This window comes from Curtobacterium sp. PhB142 (assembly GCF_004341255.1).
Lineage (GTDB): Bacteria > Actinomycetota > Actinomycetes > Actinomycetales > Microbacteriaceae > Curtobacterium.
In genome coordinates this window covers 602,218-617,090 of sequence record NZ_SLUT01000001.1, presented here as the reverse complement: position 1 = coordinate 617,090, position 14,873 = coordinate 602,218, and the positions used below count along the sequence as shown (strand labels likewise).

Sequence of the window (14,873 nt, the reverse complement as noted above, 5' to 3'; positions counted from 1 at the left end):
TGCACGCAGGCGCAAAGTGTCGCCGTAGAGAGGCTCGGTTACGCGGCTGCGCATCTAATCTGTCGCCGCAGTTGCGTGCGCAAAGTGTCGCTCCGCCACGAACGGCACCGTCACGGGGACCGACGGCGTCCCAGGGCAGGGTTTTATAGCCACCGGTCCCGCTGCCGACCGGTGGCACACCATCTCGCCAGTGTTCGTCGCGCCGATCAGTCGGTTGGTAGATCGTCGTCGACGGCCGAGCCTTGGCCCGCAGGGGGCGGCGGCGTTTCCGCGCCTGTGGTGTCGTTCTCCATCTGGCTCTTCAGAATGTCTTCTGGCCGCCTCGTGAACGCAGGGTTTTCTGACCCTGGCAGGTACAGCGCAGACGGCCAGCCAGGCGTCGCACTGCACGCTTCGCACAACGCAGCGACTTCACTGGGCCCACCTGATCCGGGTAGGAGAGCGCGTTCAGCTGCGTGGACCTTGTCGACATACTCTCGATCAATGGCCAACAACGGGTAGGGACGACCGTCCCAGACGCCCTTCAGCACTTTCCGTCCGAGCAAGCTCATCGGGAGCGTCTCCGTGTCACCTGTCAGTTTCTGGTGCTCGGCGATTGCCCAAGCAACCTCAACGCTGACCGTGAAGTGTCGCGCGGTTGACTCCGAGAGCACCCGGAAACCGGTGTCCACCGAAGGGCCCAAGTAGTCGAACAGATGCGTATTTGGGTTGTAGTTGTCACGCGCTGCTTCATTTAGCGCCACCGTACTGGCTTGGGACTGTGAGGTGCTTGCTGAGGGATCCAATTCGATGAATACGTGCGAATCAGGCCCAGGGAATGTGCCAATGAAAGCGCCTCCGTGGGTCTGCATGCGGTCAGTCTTCGACGTCGCTTTCTCGTACCGCTCCATGGCTTCGAGCCAGACTGCAACAGCGTCTGCAACTGCCTTCTCGTCGCGCACCACGCTGGTAAAAATCATTTCGTCCCCGACAACCTTCCAGAGCTGGAACTCCGGATCGGGTAGGCTGCCTTCTTCTGACACGGCGCCTACGAGGCGGGGAAGCTCTCGATAGAATTCGAGAAACTGGCGACCCCACCCGCCTTCTCGGTCCTCCCGCTGCTTGAACGCGGTAGACCCAACAAGGTCACAGGAGACGAACAGAAGGGATAGGTCGCCCTGGTCCCACGTGGGCCTTCTCACTGCAGTCGAAGAACCTCGGCCTGCACGCGAGCGGCCGCCGGGGAAACGCCGAAACGATCTGCGAGTCGACGCTCGCTTCCGCCGAGTTCGGTCCACGCCTCGACAAATGTGTCTCTAGGCATGAGCAGCGACGCCGCAAACACGTTCGCCTGGGTCTCTCTATGATTCCGGGCACCGCGAGCAAACCGCTCTTCCGCGTCAAGACCCGGCAACCGGTAGTGAAGAAAGTAGTGCCCTAACTCGTGCGCCATAGTGAATTTATCCCGCCACGACGATGTGAACGGCGACAATCGAATTTCGAAGTTTCCCGGCCCGGTCACGATTAGGCCCTCGCGGTCGTCTTCGTTGTAGGTAACGCGGCCACCAAGTTCGCCTACAAGCCTGAGGACATCAGTGGATCCATCCTCGTTGACGACGTTGTGTACTTGCGCGATACGCTCCGCGTACTGCCGGATGCCGGTGTACGACAGCTCATCTGCAGACTGGACCATGATGCCTCCTCTCGGGCTGGGGCTGCTGGACGTATCTTGATAGTAGTGGTAGGAGCCGACAAAACGGTCCGAGCGAGTCGACTAAATATGGCCCGGCTCATGCCCACAGCGAACGGCGGCGGCGCTCGCGCAACCGGCGGCGCGCAGTGCGACCGTCGTAGACTGCCTGCATGTTCAAGCGCCAACCGGTTGAGTCAGCGGACGAGAAGCAGGCGTTCGAGTACGCCAAGCTTGCCGTCAGCGAGACCGGCGCGTGGATCAAGAACGCAGACACCAAGGCCACGATCCTCGCCGCGGGCCTTGGTGCGACCGCGACGGTAACTGCGAGCCGTGCTGCGCCGACTTGGGCGCTGATCGCGGGATCAAACCAGGTGTTGTCGATCGCGGCCGTCATCGCTGTGTCGGTGTTCGTCGTTGGCGCCGTGGGCACGGTGTGGTGTGCAGTACGAACCCTCATCCCTCGCACCAACGTGTCGGGCGGCCGCAACCCGTTTGCCTGGCCGAGCGTGGCGAGCAGCTTTGTGGTCGATGACTCTGAGTTTCAGAAGGCGTCGGCGAAGCAGGCGTGGAATCAGGTCCACGCATTGGCCCTGATCGCGAAGGCCAAGTACGAGGCGTTCGCACTTGCACTGCGATGGTTCATCCTCACAGTGATCGGAGCTGGCGTACTCGTGGCGCTCGCTTCGACCGTCCCGCCCAATTAGGGCTACCGCGCGCAAGTAGTGCTTGAGCCGCCCCTCCCGGCTTGCCGACAGCGCACCCCGTACGTCCCCACTTACGCCGACATGTCGGGGTACGCTTGACCTGTCGGTGGTTCAGGTCATGATGATCGGGACGAAGGGGGATCCCGATGCCAGCAGCGAAGTCCGCGTTCACCGAGCGAGTACTCAGTGCCTATGACGGTCGGAAGACTCTCCGCGCGTCAGCGTCGGAGTCGTTCGCCGAGAACGAGGCTCAGACTTCTCTGCCGCCGTCGCTGCAACACCTCCGCCTGGGTGAGCAGGCCAGCCACGATGTGGCGAGTGTCTTCATAGACCTCCGCGAGTTCACGGCCCGGTCGTTCTGGGACGAACCGGCTGAAGTCGCCAATCTCGCGGACGCGGTCCTGTCGGGGGTCGCGATGATCGTCGAGGAAATGGGCGGGTGGGTAGTCGGCCTGCGAGGAGATGGCCTGTACGCGATGTTCGGCATCGATCCGTTCATCAGTGAGCAGATCGCGGTCCTCACCGCTGCGACAGCTTGCGCGCGAGCGTTGAGCGAGGTTCGTGAGAATCTGAATCCGTGGTTGGAACTGCGCGGCATCGAGCGAGTGCGGGTCCGTGCCGGCGCGGACTTCGGCACCGTCGCGTTCATCCGGAGTGGGACCGTCCACGCTAGCGAAGTGAACCCAGTCGGGTTCTCCGCGAACTTTGCCTCGAAGTGTGAGAAGTACGCGCTCGCTTGGGAAGTCGTAGTCGGCGACCGGTTCGCCCGCTCGCTTGGTGACGCTGTCGAGCATCACGCTGAGTCCCCGAAGTACTACACCCGTCACGGTGAGACGAAGTACTACCACTTCCACGACTTCGCCTGGCGGCGGCTGGTTCCGGCGCTTCCGGGGTTTGCCGAAGACATCCGCGCCGTTTTAAGCGACGCCGGCCGCTGACCGTACGAGAGATCGGATCGACGATGACCCTGCTTCAAGCCCTTCATGCACTCGGCTACGACTCTCCTCGTTGGGTGTCACCGTCGGGACGAGTGGTGTTCACCGATCCGGGTGACGCCGGATCCTCTATCACGAAGCACTCGTTCCACGGCGGTGCAGACGTCCTCGAGCATCCCAGCACTCGGGACTGGTGGACTAACGGGGGAGAACTCGCCCGGGACGTCGAAGCTATGGCATCGGCATTTCCGAGCTTCCGCATCGCAACTGAAGCCGATCGACCGCCAGTGTGGGAAGGCACGATCGACACCGGCTATGGCTTGTTCGAGATCCGGATCGAGCACCGCTTCGACCATGGTCTCCCGCGCATCATCCCCATCAAGCCCTCCCGCCGTGGCGCGAGCCGAGGTGGGAGGTTCATGCGCTCTCCGCACCTGTTCGACAGCGGAACCCTCTGCGTGGCGGAGCCGTCCGACTGGGACGCCGCCAGGGACACGTCGGCCACCGTCGTGGCATGGGCCGCGCACTGGCACGCCTGTTACGTGATGTGGTTCATCAGCGGAATCTGGCCCAGCGACGGCGTCACCGAGAACGAGTGATCGGCAGCGCCTGATGGTCGTGCTCCGCCAACCGTCAGACATCTGACACCTCTCTAATGCTGCCACCGAACTGCGTGCCCGGTGCAGTCCGGCCCGAGTCGACGCTTGCGCCGCGGGAAGCTGGCCGCCCGCCCCCCTGGGAGTCTCTCCGACAGTCATCGCTCGGTAGGGACGTGCAGGCAGCCTTCTCGCGCCAACAATGTGGCAAGCTTACGGGATGAGCGAGATTTCCTCACCGAAACCAAGATGCCCCGAGTCAGATGTTGATCACGCGGCCGCAGAGGCGCCGTTCTGGGCCTCCAGGGCGCCCTGGGTGAGTATTGCAATACTGTTGTCGTCAATCATCATGCTCATCGGCGCAGTACACGCGGGAAACGTGTCATTCGGTGTCGGAGGCTCGCCAAAAACCGGGGTCGCGACCTTCATCCTCGCTGCAGGTGCGCTCACATTACTCGGCGCCGTAGCCCGGGTGGTCGCGCACATGATGCGCACGAGTGCTCTGACGGATTCCATCGATCTCTGTGGCAAGTGGTTCGCACTCGCGGCCGCACTGTGGCTATTTCTGATCGGCTTCATGGTCCTAGGGACAAAACTGGGCTGATGCCCCCGGCGACGACGCACCCCGGGCTATCGATTCTGCTGGATTCGCGCCGGGAAGCAATTAACCCGCTCACGAGCACGTCGAGCGGGGCACACATCGTCAACAATCGCTACAGCGGCTGCAGCGACTCAGGCCCGGTAGGCCAAGGCGTCCATCCCTGCACCTAAGGCTGCTCAGGGCGGCCCGTTCCTGCCGCGTGGCTCCCCGCGGGTGAGATCCGTCCGGCCAGGACCGCGAGGGCGACCTCGGCGACCGGGCAGTTGGTTCCGCCGTGCGATGTCACGCAGCAGGTATGGGGGTCACGGCGGGGTCCACGAGGTCTCGGGCGCAGCTCGGGGCGGGCCAACCTTGACAGGACCGGCGCGGTCGTCCTTACGCTGGTGGGGACATTGGCGAAGCCGGACCGCGTGCTCTCCCGCGCGTTCGAGATCGATCCCGACGCGCGCCGTTCTCAGATGGGCGTCGTTGGTCGATGCTGATGGTCGCTGCTAACCTGCCGCGACCTTGACGCCGGTGATCAGCACCAAATGCGTCTTCCATTTGTCGAGACGTGGGGCGCCCAGTCGGACGCTGACTAGCGAGGTTGCGAGCGACTCTTCCCCGTTCGCTCGGTGTTTCTTGGGGGCCGCGACTCGACCGCCCATTCAAGCTGGCGAGGCGACACACCGGCGTGACGTGCGAGGCCCGCTTTCCCGTCCACTGCAGACGACAGGGCTGCGGCTACTCGCGCCGCCGTTGGCGGCCTGACGAAGAGTCCCTCCGGCACCCGGGGCGGAGTCGGCGACCACACCACGGGCTCGTTCACGCCATGGCCGAGGAGAAAGGACCGCAGATAGAGGTCCAGATGCTGTTGCAGCTCTTCGGTGATGCGGAGCCGGAAGGACGCATACTCATGGCCATCGGCTCGATTCCGCGGGCTCGCCAAGGCCGTCGGCGCGTTGTCGAGCGTGGTGCCGGTGAGGCGCTGGAAAGCGTACCGGCGCGCGTGGATGAGGCGGCGTGCTCCACCGATCCGCACACCAGATGCGTTCGCGATCGCTACCCAATCGCTCATCGGGAGGAGGCCCTCGAAGGGCAACTGGACGCGTCGACGGTAATCGACGGGGCACCCTTCATCGTCAAGCTGCCGGGAGACTATGCCGACAGCTTGTAGCAGCGCGTCGGTCTGTCGCGGTGTCCCGAGCATGGTCGGGCGCAACGCTCGTTTGAGAGCGGTGTCGTTGGCGACTTCGGCAGCGCTCCCGGAGCCGGTTAACCGGATCGCGACACTCAACCCGCGCTGAAGAGCCGGCCCGGTCACCGCGCCGCCGACGTCGAGCCGTTCCGCGATCTCTGGCCAGCACAGATCCGGGACTCCGCTGAGCCTTCGTGCAGCGATGTACGGTCCGGGCACGGTCGTAGCGAGGGCGGTGGTGTCGTGGAGAACCCGCTGGCCGACACCGAAGTCCTGGTCGAGCGCTCGGAGCACGTGACGGCGAAGCGTCGGTGGCGCGCCGGGCCAGCGCGCGAGCAGCTCCCGCACGCTTCCGGGGCCGTGTCCGGCGCCGCGGGGGACGTGAGAAGGCGCGCGGCTGAACGTCACCGTGCGGATGATCGGGGCGGCGGCCTCGGGTGGCATCTGTGTCAGATGGAACGCGGCGCCGGTAAGAGCCGCCATGGCAACGGCGTTCGGTGGGGGTGTCGCGCCGGCGTGGGCCTCGCTGTCAAGCATGCCGCTGAGGAGATCCCGTGGCACGCCGGCGAGGTCGGCGACGAGTTCGGGCAGCTGAGCGGCACGGAGGGCGACGGCTGCTGCTTGGAGCGACCGGATCAGATCCCAGGCCGACCCGTCGCGAGTGGAGAGGATGATCGATGCTTGCGCGATCGCGGGCCACGCGGTGGTCGGGAGCAGGGTCTGGTCCCATGTGTCTGAGAGCCGACCACCGCACACGTCTCGGCTGGGTTTGCCGTCTCGATCACGGAGGGGCGTTTGGCAGGTCGAGGGATCGAAGAGCCGTTGGGTTCGGTCGCGTGTTTCGGTGAGCGGTCGCGTGCACTGCGGGCAGCTGTCGAGGAGTACGCGCTCGTGGATCAGGCAGAAGAAGGTCCACGGGCTGCGCCAGGCGAGGTTGAACACGCCGGGGCGCTCGATGAGGCAGTCGGGGCAGTAGCGGGTTCCTGCGCGCCAAGACCACGGACCGCGGGTGGAGATGCTGGTTGTGCCGGAGGCCGTTTGATCGGTGAGGTTGACGAGTTGCCCGTCGAGTGCGCGCATGGTGGCAGCGTCGAGGGCTGCCGGCGAGATACCGGTCGCTTCGGCGATGTTGTCGCGCACTGCGGCGGGCAGTCCGACTGCAAGGCTCCGCACGAGGGCGGGCGGCACGGTCTCGAGGCCGAACGCTCGGAACAGCGCCCACCGGGACGCGCCGAACGTTTCCCAGCTCCACCGCGTGATCGCTGTGTTCAGCCACTCGCCGCGGTGCAAGCGCAGGGTGGGTCCGAGCTTTGTCGGGGCTGTCAGTCCGTAGCTCATCTCGGAGTTTCGGGGAAGTATCCCCCTGCTTCGAACACGGCCATCCGTCCGGCCCGCCCCGCTTCCACCTCCTCCTGCAGCGGTATCAGGTCGAACACCTCTCGCGTCAGCGTTTCAGCTCCGGAGTCCATCGCGCAGACAGTGGCATCGATGACGAGTCTGGCGAGGGCGTTGAGGTATCCGCTCGTGCGCGCCCACAGGTACACACCGTGGTCGTCAGCGAGCCAACCGGGCGCGGTTGGGACGTCGGAGAGCCGGATCCGCGCTTCGAATCCATCGAGGAGGGCGAACCATTCTTCTCGCCCGGCTTCGTCGTCGATGGCCATTCGGTCGATCTCAAGGGGAATCCATCTCCCGCGAGAGTTCCGGGCTCCGGCTTGCAGCTCCGCGGATCCGCTGTTGTGCAGCACCCAGTCGATGTTGTTGCCGCTGAGCACCACTCGGATGCCGAAGTTGCTCATCCATCTGATGATGTTGTGTACGTTCCGTCCGGTGCGTCCAGAGAAGTTGATGTGCTGGATCTCGTCGATGACGATCAGTTCGAGGCCGGATCTTGTCGCGGCTTCCTTGAAAGCGCGCAGGGGCCTCCGGTCGGCGATCCAGCCCAGCTCGGTGCACGCGAGGTCGATCAGCTCGTTGACCGTCATCGGGCCCTCAAGGTGGATGAAGATCGCGGGCCGGAACTGCTCGAGCGAGCTGGCGACGCCGTCCTCGATGTCGATCGAGCGATTGATCGCGAGACGGCAGAGTTCAGCGGCGACGAACATCTTCGCCAGGGTCGTCTTGCCGACACCGGGTTCGCCCGAGAGCACCAGGGTGTCCTGATTGCGGTCCTCCTGATCGACCGACGATTTCGCGGCGACGCGGAGCGTGCTGAGGACGCGCTCGCCAGCGCTGGTGATCAAGGCGGGCATCGAGCGGAGGAACCGGGCGCGGGCGCGGTCATAGCGGACGCGGTCACGTGGAGCCAGAGCGTCGATCTCCTCACGGGAACGTCGCCGCGGGTCGGGGACGTCCAGGGCGAGGATTCTACGGACGTAACCGCGGTCGTGTGGTGTGAGCAACGCCATGGCACCTTCGTCGAACTCGATCAAGGGACTGGGCGTCAACGCGGTCACTCTGCGCCTCCGGGGAGCGTGAAACTTCGCAGAGCACGGCGCGCGGGCCCCGACTTCGTTCCTGTGGTTGGCGTGTCTGCGGCGTTCATCCCCCCTGAGCTGTCAGAACCCGCGAACGGTCGCGTCGTCGAACCGCCGATGGTCTCTGACGGCCGGGCGACGGGCAGCGCCTGCCGGGAAGATGCGGCCCGTTCTGGTGCTTCGAGTACTGGAACGCCAGCCTCCGGGCTGGTGAGCCGCGCGGCCTGGAGCACGACGAGGTCGTCGATGAGGTCGACGTGGCGCATCCGCTCCAGTCGGCCGGGTTCATCGTGGGCGCCGGCCATGACCTCGGCGATTAAACGGTCGATGTCGTTGTTGCTGAGCCGCTTGTCGGCGTACTGCTCGACCACCCAATTCGTGTGCATGATGCCGAATTGTTCGGTGTGTCGGGTGAGGTACTGCCAGTGAAGGATGTGGAGCGTGCCAGCCGAGTCGAAGCAGTAGGCCCGTCGGAGGTCGTACGGGTCGTAGTGGATGCGCAGCTTTCCGGTTCGCATGACATCGGGGTCTCCCCGCAGGGCCTTGAGGTCGCGGCTCTTGTAGTCAAGTCGTGCGGCGCGGATCCGGTTGCCGGTGCGGATGGTGCGAGCCTCGGAGGGTAGCAACTTGATCCACTCGTGCTCCCACGACACATCCGGAACCCACCCCTGCTCCGACAGCAGCAACCCCCACATCATGAAAGGGCTGAGGCGTTCGAAGGGGTCGCCTGGGACGACCAGACCGGTGTGGGTGCGGTGGTTGTAAATGTCGATGCATTGCCGGAGTCGGCGCTCATACTCCAGCGGCGTCATCCGCGCGTCCGCGGCAGGGTCCTCCCCTTGCTCGTAGACCGAACCTCCCGTGAAGCCGGGCATAAGCGCCTCGAACATGTCCTTGATGGTGCGGAACACCCTTTCGATCTGCGCCTTGTCGGTCGGTGTGTACGAACGTTGCGGTTCGTAATGGATGCCCGCCTCGGCCATGATGCCTGTGGTGTACATCGAGACGTAGGGCCGTCCATTGTCCGCGACGGCTCCCTCAGGGTGGAAGGCTTGCGAGTAGAACGGGCTGATCTCGTGGGGGCTTCCAACGCTGATCTGCTGGAGCGAGAAGTCACCGGGCGACGTCCACGTCTCCGCGAGTTCAGCGGTCTTGGGTCGGAGGACGTCAGCGACGCAGAGGCCGATGGCGAACTGTGGTGTGTCGGCCGTGACCGCCAGTCCGACGATCGCGCGGGTCGCGAGGTCGAGGGCGAGCGTGATGTCGAGCCGAGCCTTCCGTTTTGTGCGCGGATCCGTGACCCAGACATTGGATTTCGTGGTGTCGAAGAGCACCAGCTCGCCGACGCGCGTAGCCAGACGTTGCACATCGGAGATCTCGGGGACGTTCGATGCTGACACCCGGTTCTTCGCATTGGCGCCGAGGTCGGGGAACGCCGCCCGGAGCTCCGCGACCCGCTTGCGGAGGGTGGACGAGTGCGGCATCGGCAGGACGAGCTTTTCGAGCAAGCAGAACGCGAGGAAGCCCCGCACGATGGCGGCGTTGCTCACCGACGATTTCAGATTGTGCTTGTCGATGTACGCGCACAGTTCAGTGATCACCGGTTCCGGCGTCCTGTGAGTCGACGGACGCAGCAGCCGCTTGTCGACGAGTCCGCTGCCGTTGCCGTCCCCGTAGCGTTCCCGGAGCCGCTGGAGCCGCCGCATCGCGCTCTTGTGTTTGATCCGGCCGCCGTTCCTCAGCCCGGCAGTCTGCGTCTGAGCGGCGATCTCTGCCGCGACGGCCGTCGCTCGCCGTCCGACGGGACGCTGTTCCGGATCAAGGTACGGCGGAGGTACCGCATGCGGTGGCGCGTCCGCGTGCAATCCGGTGTTCAGCACCCGCAGCAGGTCCTGGTCTCGATGTAATCGGTCGAGTGCGCTCTTGGAGAGCCTCGCTTCGACGTCGTGGAGTTTCGGAGCGTCGGGGGAGGCTCTGCCGCCTCGTGCCGCGGCGGAGACCTCTCCGAACGGGACTTCGCCGAGTCGCTCACCCAACGGCGTCTTGAGCAGCACCGTCGCTCCGAGCCGGGCGATGACGACATCCTCGCCGTCCCACCGCAGTTTCGCTCCGACCCTCAGCGTATGCGTCGACTTAGCCAACGGGGCTCGACCTATGTGCGGTGGACGATGGACCGCGTTGAGAACGGCACGGTCATATCGACCGCGAGTCTGCGTTCCCACAGGAGCCGCCGGACGGCGACAATCGCGACGTTCGCTGGCACCGCTTGTTCGGCGGCCGCGTTCGCGAGCTGTCGGACAGTCATGCCATCACGGTGAGCGGCCAGCAACGTTGGGGCGGTGTGCGTGAACAGCGAGTCGGGGACGAACGCGCCGGCAAAGTTCGCGAGGTTCTCCAACGCCGTGGGGTCCGAGCCGGTCCAGACGACGTGGCGGATTCCTGCCTGAGCCAACAATCGGGACACCGCCGCGTGCCGCTCGATCGTCTCGGGGCGCTCCGCGTCGTCAGGGCGTTTCACGTCGACGACCAGAACAGAACCGTCGGCTCCGATGAGAACGAAGTCCGGCGTGTGCAGTCGAACCGCCGAGTCTGCCGGGAATTCAAGCGTGAAGGGCTGCGCGGCGACGTGGACAGCGCCTGGGTGCCAGTCCGCGATGAGCACGAACTTCGACTCAAGTTGCGACTCACACATCACCAGATCTCGGACGGTCCGGCTGTAAAACGCGATTGGCTTGTTCAGCTGCCGTGGGCGACGGGAGTAGTCCCGGGTGGGGTGGCAGAGCACAAGATCCCGCAGCGTGAGCGACGAAAGTGTGCGCTCGTAGCCGGAGCGGCCATTAGCGGTGAGGAGGATGCGTGCTCCGCGGTCTCCCTCACGTCGCTCCGGGAACACAATCCGCCGCGGCCCTCTCACGGGACGGGACAGGCGCGCGCGCTGCCCCGGTCGCAGCCGGGATGAAGCCCGCAGGTCCTCGAGCGCGTCCCAGAGGTCCGACAACATCCGCGGTTGAGGCTCGGCGAGCCGTGAGCTTGACGGATTCCACTCACGGAACACGGGCTCGTCCCAGCGCGCAGCGATCATCAGGGGCCTCCTCGGTCGTGAATGGCCTCAGAGTCGCACGGCGCGCGGCGTCGCAATGACCGCGGGACGTCCCCCACCGGCTCGTCCACATATACCCGTATGGGGTACCGTTATGGGCCCCTGATGTCGAATCGTTCAACCTATGGCATGCGTTCACGGGACGCCGCCCTATCGAACCGTGACAGACGACTGCGGATCCGGTGGGGCTAATGGCGAAGGTGGTTTCTCGGCGAACGCTCAGCGTCTCGGGACACTCGGGCGGCTTCGAGCCACCGCTCGACCGCGTCCGCCGACTGGCCCACCGCTTCGGCGAGCATTGGCACGGGTACCCCGGTCTCGTGCGCGTAAAGGGCTTCGCGCGCTCGTGCGCCCTCCAGTTCCAAAATCTCCCGGTGCGCGTCGTCGACGTGTCGGGACGTCGCCGCGACCTGCCGCAGGAGGCGTTCTTCGTTCGAGTTCACAGCGGATGCTCCTCGTCCAGCTGGTTGTCATGGCCTCGGACGGCATGACAAAATAACCAGCAGGGATCCCCATCCGCTCCGAAAATGTCAGTGGCGAAGGGAAGACGGGCTAGGTCTTCTCGGTGCGCAGCCGACGTGTTCGGTTCACCAGCAACGCACGACTTCGTTGACGTGCTCGCCGGTCGCGACGGCTCACCTGACGGGGAGCCTCGTCGCGCGTTCTGGCGTGCTGTTCTGGCTTGATCAGGGTAGCGCTGCTTCGTTGCTTCACCCAGCCCCGAACGCCGACATCGCCGCGTGACGCAGGATGGCCACGTGAGCGAACTCTCCTCGCCCTTGCAGTTCGCAGGCCAAGACAATCGGGTCGACAGTCAAGGAACCAGCAGCTCCGGAGGGGCGCCATGAGCGCGCCGTGGCCGCGAGCGTCGGATCCTGGACGACTCGAATCTCCAGCGAGGCGTCGGCGGCGTCGCTGGGTTCGAATTGACTGTTTCCGGGTGGAGCGTTCACCGCGGCCAGCAACACCAAAGCGGGCGAGAGTGGTGTCGGTTCCAGGGAGCGTTCTGGCAGGAGGAGCGCGACGGTCTCACCGGCTCGGTACCGACTCAGTTCCGTGGCCGCGATCGCCGCCTGCTCCAGAAGCCCCAGGCTCGTCCCAGCACGCGGCCGCCAGTACGTACCCCCGCCGTTCGTGTCATGTTGCAGAAGCGCAGCGTGGTGAGCCAGGCATTCCGTCCACACAAGCTCGGGGTCGCCTGCGACGAAGCCGCGGCCAACGCGCTCTACGCCGGGGAGCCCCTGCTCAACCAGGTACTGCCAGGCCGCGGGCTGTGAGACGCCGGCTTCCCTCGCGAGCGTGGTTGGAGTGCGGGGTTCCGCCGTTCTCAGGAGCGCCCGTTGCAACGCCCACCGGCCGCGCGGCAACCGCCCACGCGAAGTCAGCTTTTTCTGGTGGTCCCTGTTGAAGACGACCAAGTCCCGCTGGTCCACGGCCACCGCGGCCACCGCGGAGTCGTAACGGGCTCGCTCCCGAAGGCTCTTGCTGATCCGGGCGGTCACGTAGAGCACGCCCACCGGTTGGCGCAGCTCACCGCCGGCGGACACAACGGGGCGCGCGCGAGCAAGCGCAGCGACTTCCGCGTCGACGCGCGCTGGCGATGGAGGGCGCTGCGAGAAGCGGATCCGGAAGAGCACGCCCTCGCCCCTTCGCCGCACATCCCAGTGCATCGGATCCTGGGGCACAACCGGGATCGCCTCGGCGCGCATCAGACGCAGCACCTCGGCGAGGTCGTCCCACATGGACGAGAACTATAAGCACTGCGGTCAAATGACGCCAACTTATAGCCGCTTGAAAACAGGTTCGCCAGCGTCGTTTCGAGCGCGCCCATCGGCTCCAGTGCCGCTCTCACCAGGTGTTGTGACATATACCAGCCTAGAACGTACTGTTCCGCGGCGTACAAGATCGCGGACGGCGGCCGACGTTTACGGCTGGACGCGACCAGAACGCCTGCGTAACTTCCCTACACGACGACGGTTCGGTGCCGTCGACGCGATCTGGTCTCGCGCCCTCGACGGGGCGCTGTTTCTGCGTGCCCGCAGAGAGGTGGTTAAGGTGAATCTGACACGTATCGAATCGTTTCCGGACCTGACCGTCCTTCCGGGATTCGCTCCCGCTGTCGTGTCCAGGATCGGCCCGAATCCACCTGGCAGCGCGGCCTCGCACTTTCCCGTCCTCGGCTCGTATATCGCTGGCGTATTAGCGGCGGGCAAGTTCTCCACGCCACCTCGCGTGGTCGTCGCGGACCCCGAACGGATCGTTCCGCGTCTGGCCCCGCCGGAGTGGCTCACCGACCTCGCGGCCGACGACCGCGGACCGTTGGCCCTGGTGAACGGCGACGGAGCCGCGGCAGATGCGTGGACGAACATCACACCGTTCCTTCGAGGCGCAGAGGACGGCGTCCGTCTCCTGGTCGCGTCCGCAACGCCGTGCCACGCTCTTGACATCGACCCGATTCCGACCAGCGACGCCGATGTCAGGGCGTGGTTTCCATCCCACGCGGCGAGGAACTGCTTCCTCAACACCGTGGCCTGGCGCGCCTGGTGCACCGTCGCCGATCTACCCGCCCCGAGACCAGCGGTCAATGAGCACTTCGTGCGGCGCGTGAATGAGCTGCTCGCGAACACGGTCCGAGCGACCGGCGTCGACGGCCTCCTCGACGCCGACCAGCTCTCCGCCGAACACCTGATCCACCACGCCGCGCAAGGCCTCGTGACGGTCGGGGCCCGGATCATTTGCTGCGGGGCGGAGAAAGACATCGCCGCGCACGGCCCACTGTTCCGTCGCTACCTCGGCCCGGCGTGGCCGACGCTGCACGACGCCGTCAGCACGATCAGGGTGGACGCCCTCGATGATCTCAAGGCGTGCCGCCCGGCCCTGGACACCCTCGCGGGATGTGTCCAGAAAGTCGTCGCATCGCTCGGTTGGGGGTGGGGGCAATGGAACGGCAAGTCACGACTAGTGCCGCGCCGCTGACCGGCGACGACAGCGATTCCGACCTCGCGGTCGCACAGCTTGCACGCATCCGAACGTTGGTCCGACGTCGACGCCTTCCAGCAAGCGTGATTTACGGAGCGCTCCTTGACGCGCTCGAGGAGCTGACCTTCGATCCCCCGGCCATCACCCGGCCCGCACTACACGACCCGGTCGCACAACGCGTCGCCTTACATGCCCGTGAGGTGCTTCAGACCCTCTCCGTCCCGGAAGCGGCGCGAAGACTCCACACGACCGCCGCGAACATCCACGACGCGATCGAGGACCAACAGCTCGTCGCGCACGTAATTCACGGCGAAGACCGCCTTCAGCGCTGGCAATTCGCCGACACCCCGTTAGGGGTCCTACCGCACACGGCTCAGATCGCGCGCGCGGTGGCCCAGCGACACATCGGCCCACTCGAGCTAGACGACCACATGGCTACGCCACAGACCCATCTCGTCGCCATGGGCGAGCTGACCCCCATCACCTGGCTCGCCCGCTTCCGCCCAGCAGCCGTGATCAAAGGCCTGGAGCGGATACCTTCGGAAGGACGACGTGAATGACTGGACAAGCTTCGAGCCGCACCCATGCCACCGGGGGACGATGCGCCTGGAAGATGACCGAACGACGCAGCG

General features: G+C 65.4%; 14 protein-coding genes. 6 read left to right on the top strand and 8 right to left on the bottom strand.

The window, feature by feature from the left end; genetic code table 11:
• Positions 1-206: 206 nt before the first annotated feature.
• Positions 207-1,022: a hypothetical protein gene (locus EDF31_RS03030; RefSeq protein ID WP_131845101.1), complete on the bottom strand. Its 816-nt coding sequence runs from the start codon at positions 1,020-1,022 to the stop codon at positions 207-209.
• Between the two features lie 155 nt (positions 1,023-1,177).
• Complete coding sequence (locus tag EDF31_RS03025; RefSeq protein WP_111022545.1) at positions 1,178-1,672, bottom strand: ImmA/IrrE family metallo-endopeptidase; 495 nt, start codon at positions 1,670-1,672, stop codon at positions 1,178-1,180.
• Positions 1,673-1,842: 170 nt separating this feature from the next.
• On the opposite strand from EDF31_RS03025, the gene EDF31_RS03020 reads away from it, so the two are divergent.
• From EDF31_RS03020 to EDF31_RS03005, 4 genes are all read left to right on the top strand, one after another.
• Complete coding sequence (locus tag EDF31_RS03020) at positions 1,843-2,376, top strand: hypothetical protein (RefSeq protein ID WP_111022544.1); 534 nt, start codon at positions 1,843-1,845, stop codon at positions 2,374-2,376.
• Between the two features lie 146 nt (positions 2,377-2,522).
• On the top strand, positions 2,523-3,314 hold the full coding sequence (locus EDF31_RS03015) for an adenylate/guanylate cyclase domain-containing protein (protein ID WP_207896076.1): 792 nt from the start codon (positions 2,523-2,525) through the stop codon (positions 3,312-3,314).
• 23 nt (positions 3,315-3,337) lie between these two features.
• Complete coding sequence (locus tag EDF31_RS03010) at positions 3,338-3,910, top strand: hypothetical protein (protein WP_131973730.1); 573 nt, start codon at positions 3,338-3,340, stop codon at positions 3,908-3,910.
• A 217-nt stretch (positions 3,911-4,127) separates the two neighbouring features.
• Positions 4,128-4,511: a hypothetical protein gene (locus EDF31_RS03005; protein ID WP_131845099.1), complete on the top strand. Its 384-nt coding sequence runs from the start codon at positions 4,128-4,130 to the stop codon at positions 4,509-4,511.
• Positions 4,512-5,085: 574 nt separating this feature from the next.
• Here the strand turns inward: EDF31_RS03005 and EDF31_RS03000 are convergent.
• The 6 genes from EDF31_RS03000 to EDF31_RS02975 all read right to left on the bottom strand — a co-directional run bounded on the left by EDF31_RS03000 (position 5,086) and on the right by EDF31_RS02975 (position 13,004).
• Positions 5,086-7,023 (bottom strand): TniQ family protein, encoded by a 1,938-nt coding sequence (locus tag EDF31_RS03000; protein ID WP_111022542.1) that lies wholly within the window; start codon positions 7,021-7,023, stop codon positions 5,086-5,088.
• Positions 7,020-8,117: an ATP-binding protein gene (locus EDF31_RS02995; RefSeq protein ID WP_131845098.1), complete on the bottom strand. Its 1,098-nt coding sequence runs from the start codon at positions 8,115-8,117 to the stop codon at positions 7,020-7,022. The genes EDF31_RS03000 and EDF31_RS02995 overlap by 4 nt, the downstream gene beginning before the upstream one ends.
• 20 nt (positions 8,118-8,137) lie before the next feature.
• The gene (locus tag EDF31_RS02990) at positions 8,138-10,303 is read right to left on the bottom strand and encodes a Mu transposase C-terminal domain-containing protein (RefSeq protein ID WP_131845097.1); all 2,166 of its coding nucleotides are present in this window, start codon (positions 10,301-10,303) and stop codon (positions 8,138-8,140) included.
• 11 nt (positions 10,304-10,314) lie between these two features.
• Positions 10,315-11,244 (bottom strand): TnsA-like heteromeric transposase endonuclease subunit, encoded by a 930-nt coding sequence (locus EDF31_RS02985; protein ID WP_111022538.1) that lies wholly within the window; start codon positions 11,242-11,244, stop codon positions 10,315-10,317.
• Positions 11,245-11,450: 206 nt separating this feature from the next.
• Positions 11,451-11,705, bottom strand: coding sequence for a hypothetical protein (locus tag EDF31_RS02980; protein ID WP_131845096.1), 255 nt, complete (start codon positions 11,703-11,705; stop codon positions 11,451-11,453).
• A gap of 267 nt (positions 11,706-11,972) precedes the next feature.
• Positions 11,973-13,004, bottom strand: a complete 1,032-nt coding sequence (locus tag EDF31_RS02975) for a hypothetical protein (RefSeq protein ID WP_111022537.1) — start codon at positions 13,002-13,004, stop codon at positions 11,973-11,975.
• Between the two features lie 313 nt (positions 13,005-13,317).
• Between EDF31_RS02975 and EDF31_RS02970 the strand changes: the two genes are divergently transcribed.
• Entirely contained in the window at positions 13,318-14,238 is a 921-nt protein-coding gene (locus EDF31_RS02970) for a hypothetical protein (protein WP_131845095.1), read from the top strand.
• Positions 14,202-14,801 carry a hypothetical protein gene (locus EDF31_RS02965; protein WP_131845094.1) on the top strand — a complete coding sequence of 200 codons (600 nt, stop codon included), beginning with the start codon at positions 14,202-14,204 and terminating at the stop codon, positions 14,799-14,801. The genes EDF31_RS02970 and EDF31_RS02965 overlap by 37 nt, the downstream gene beginning before the upstream one ends.
• Positions 14,802-14,873: the final 72 nt, after the last annotated feature.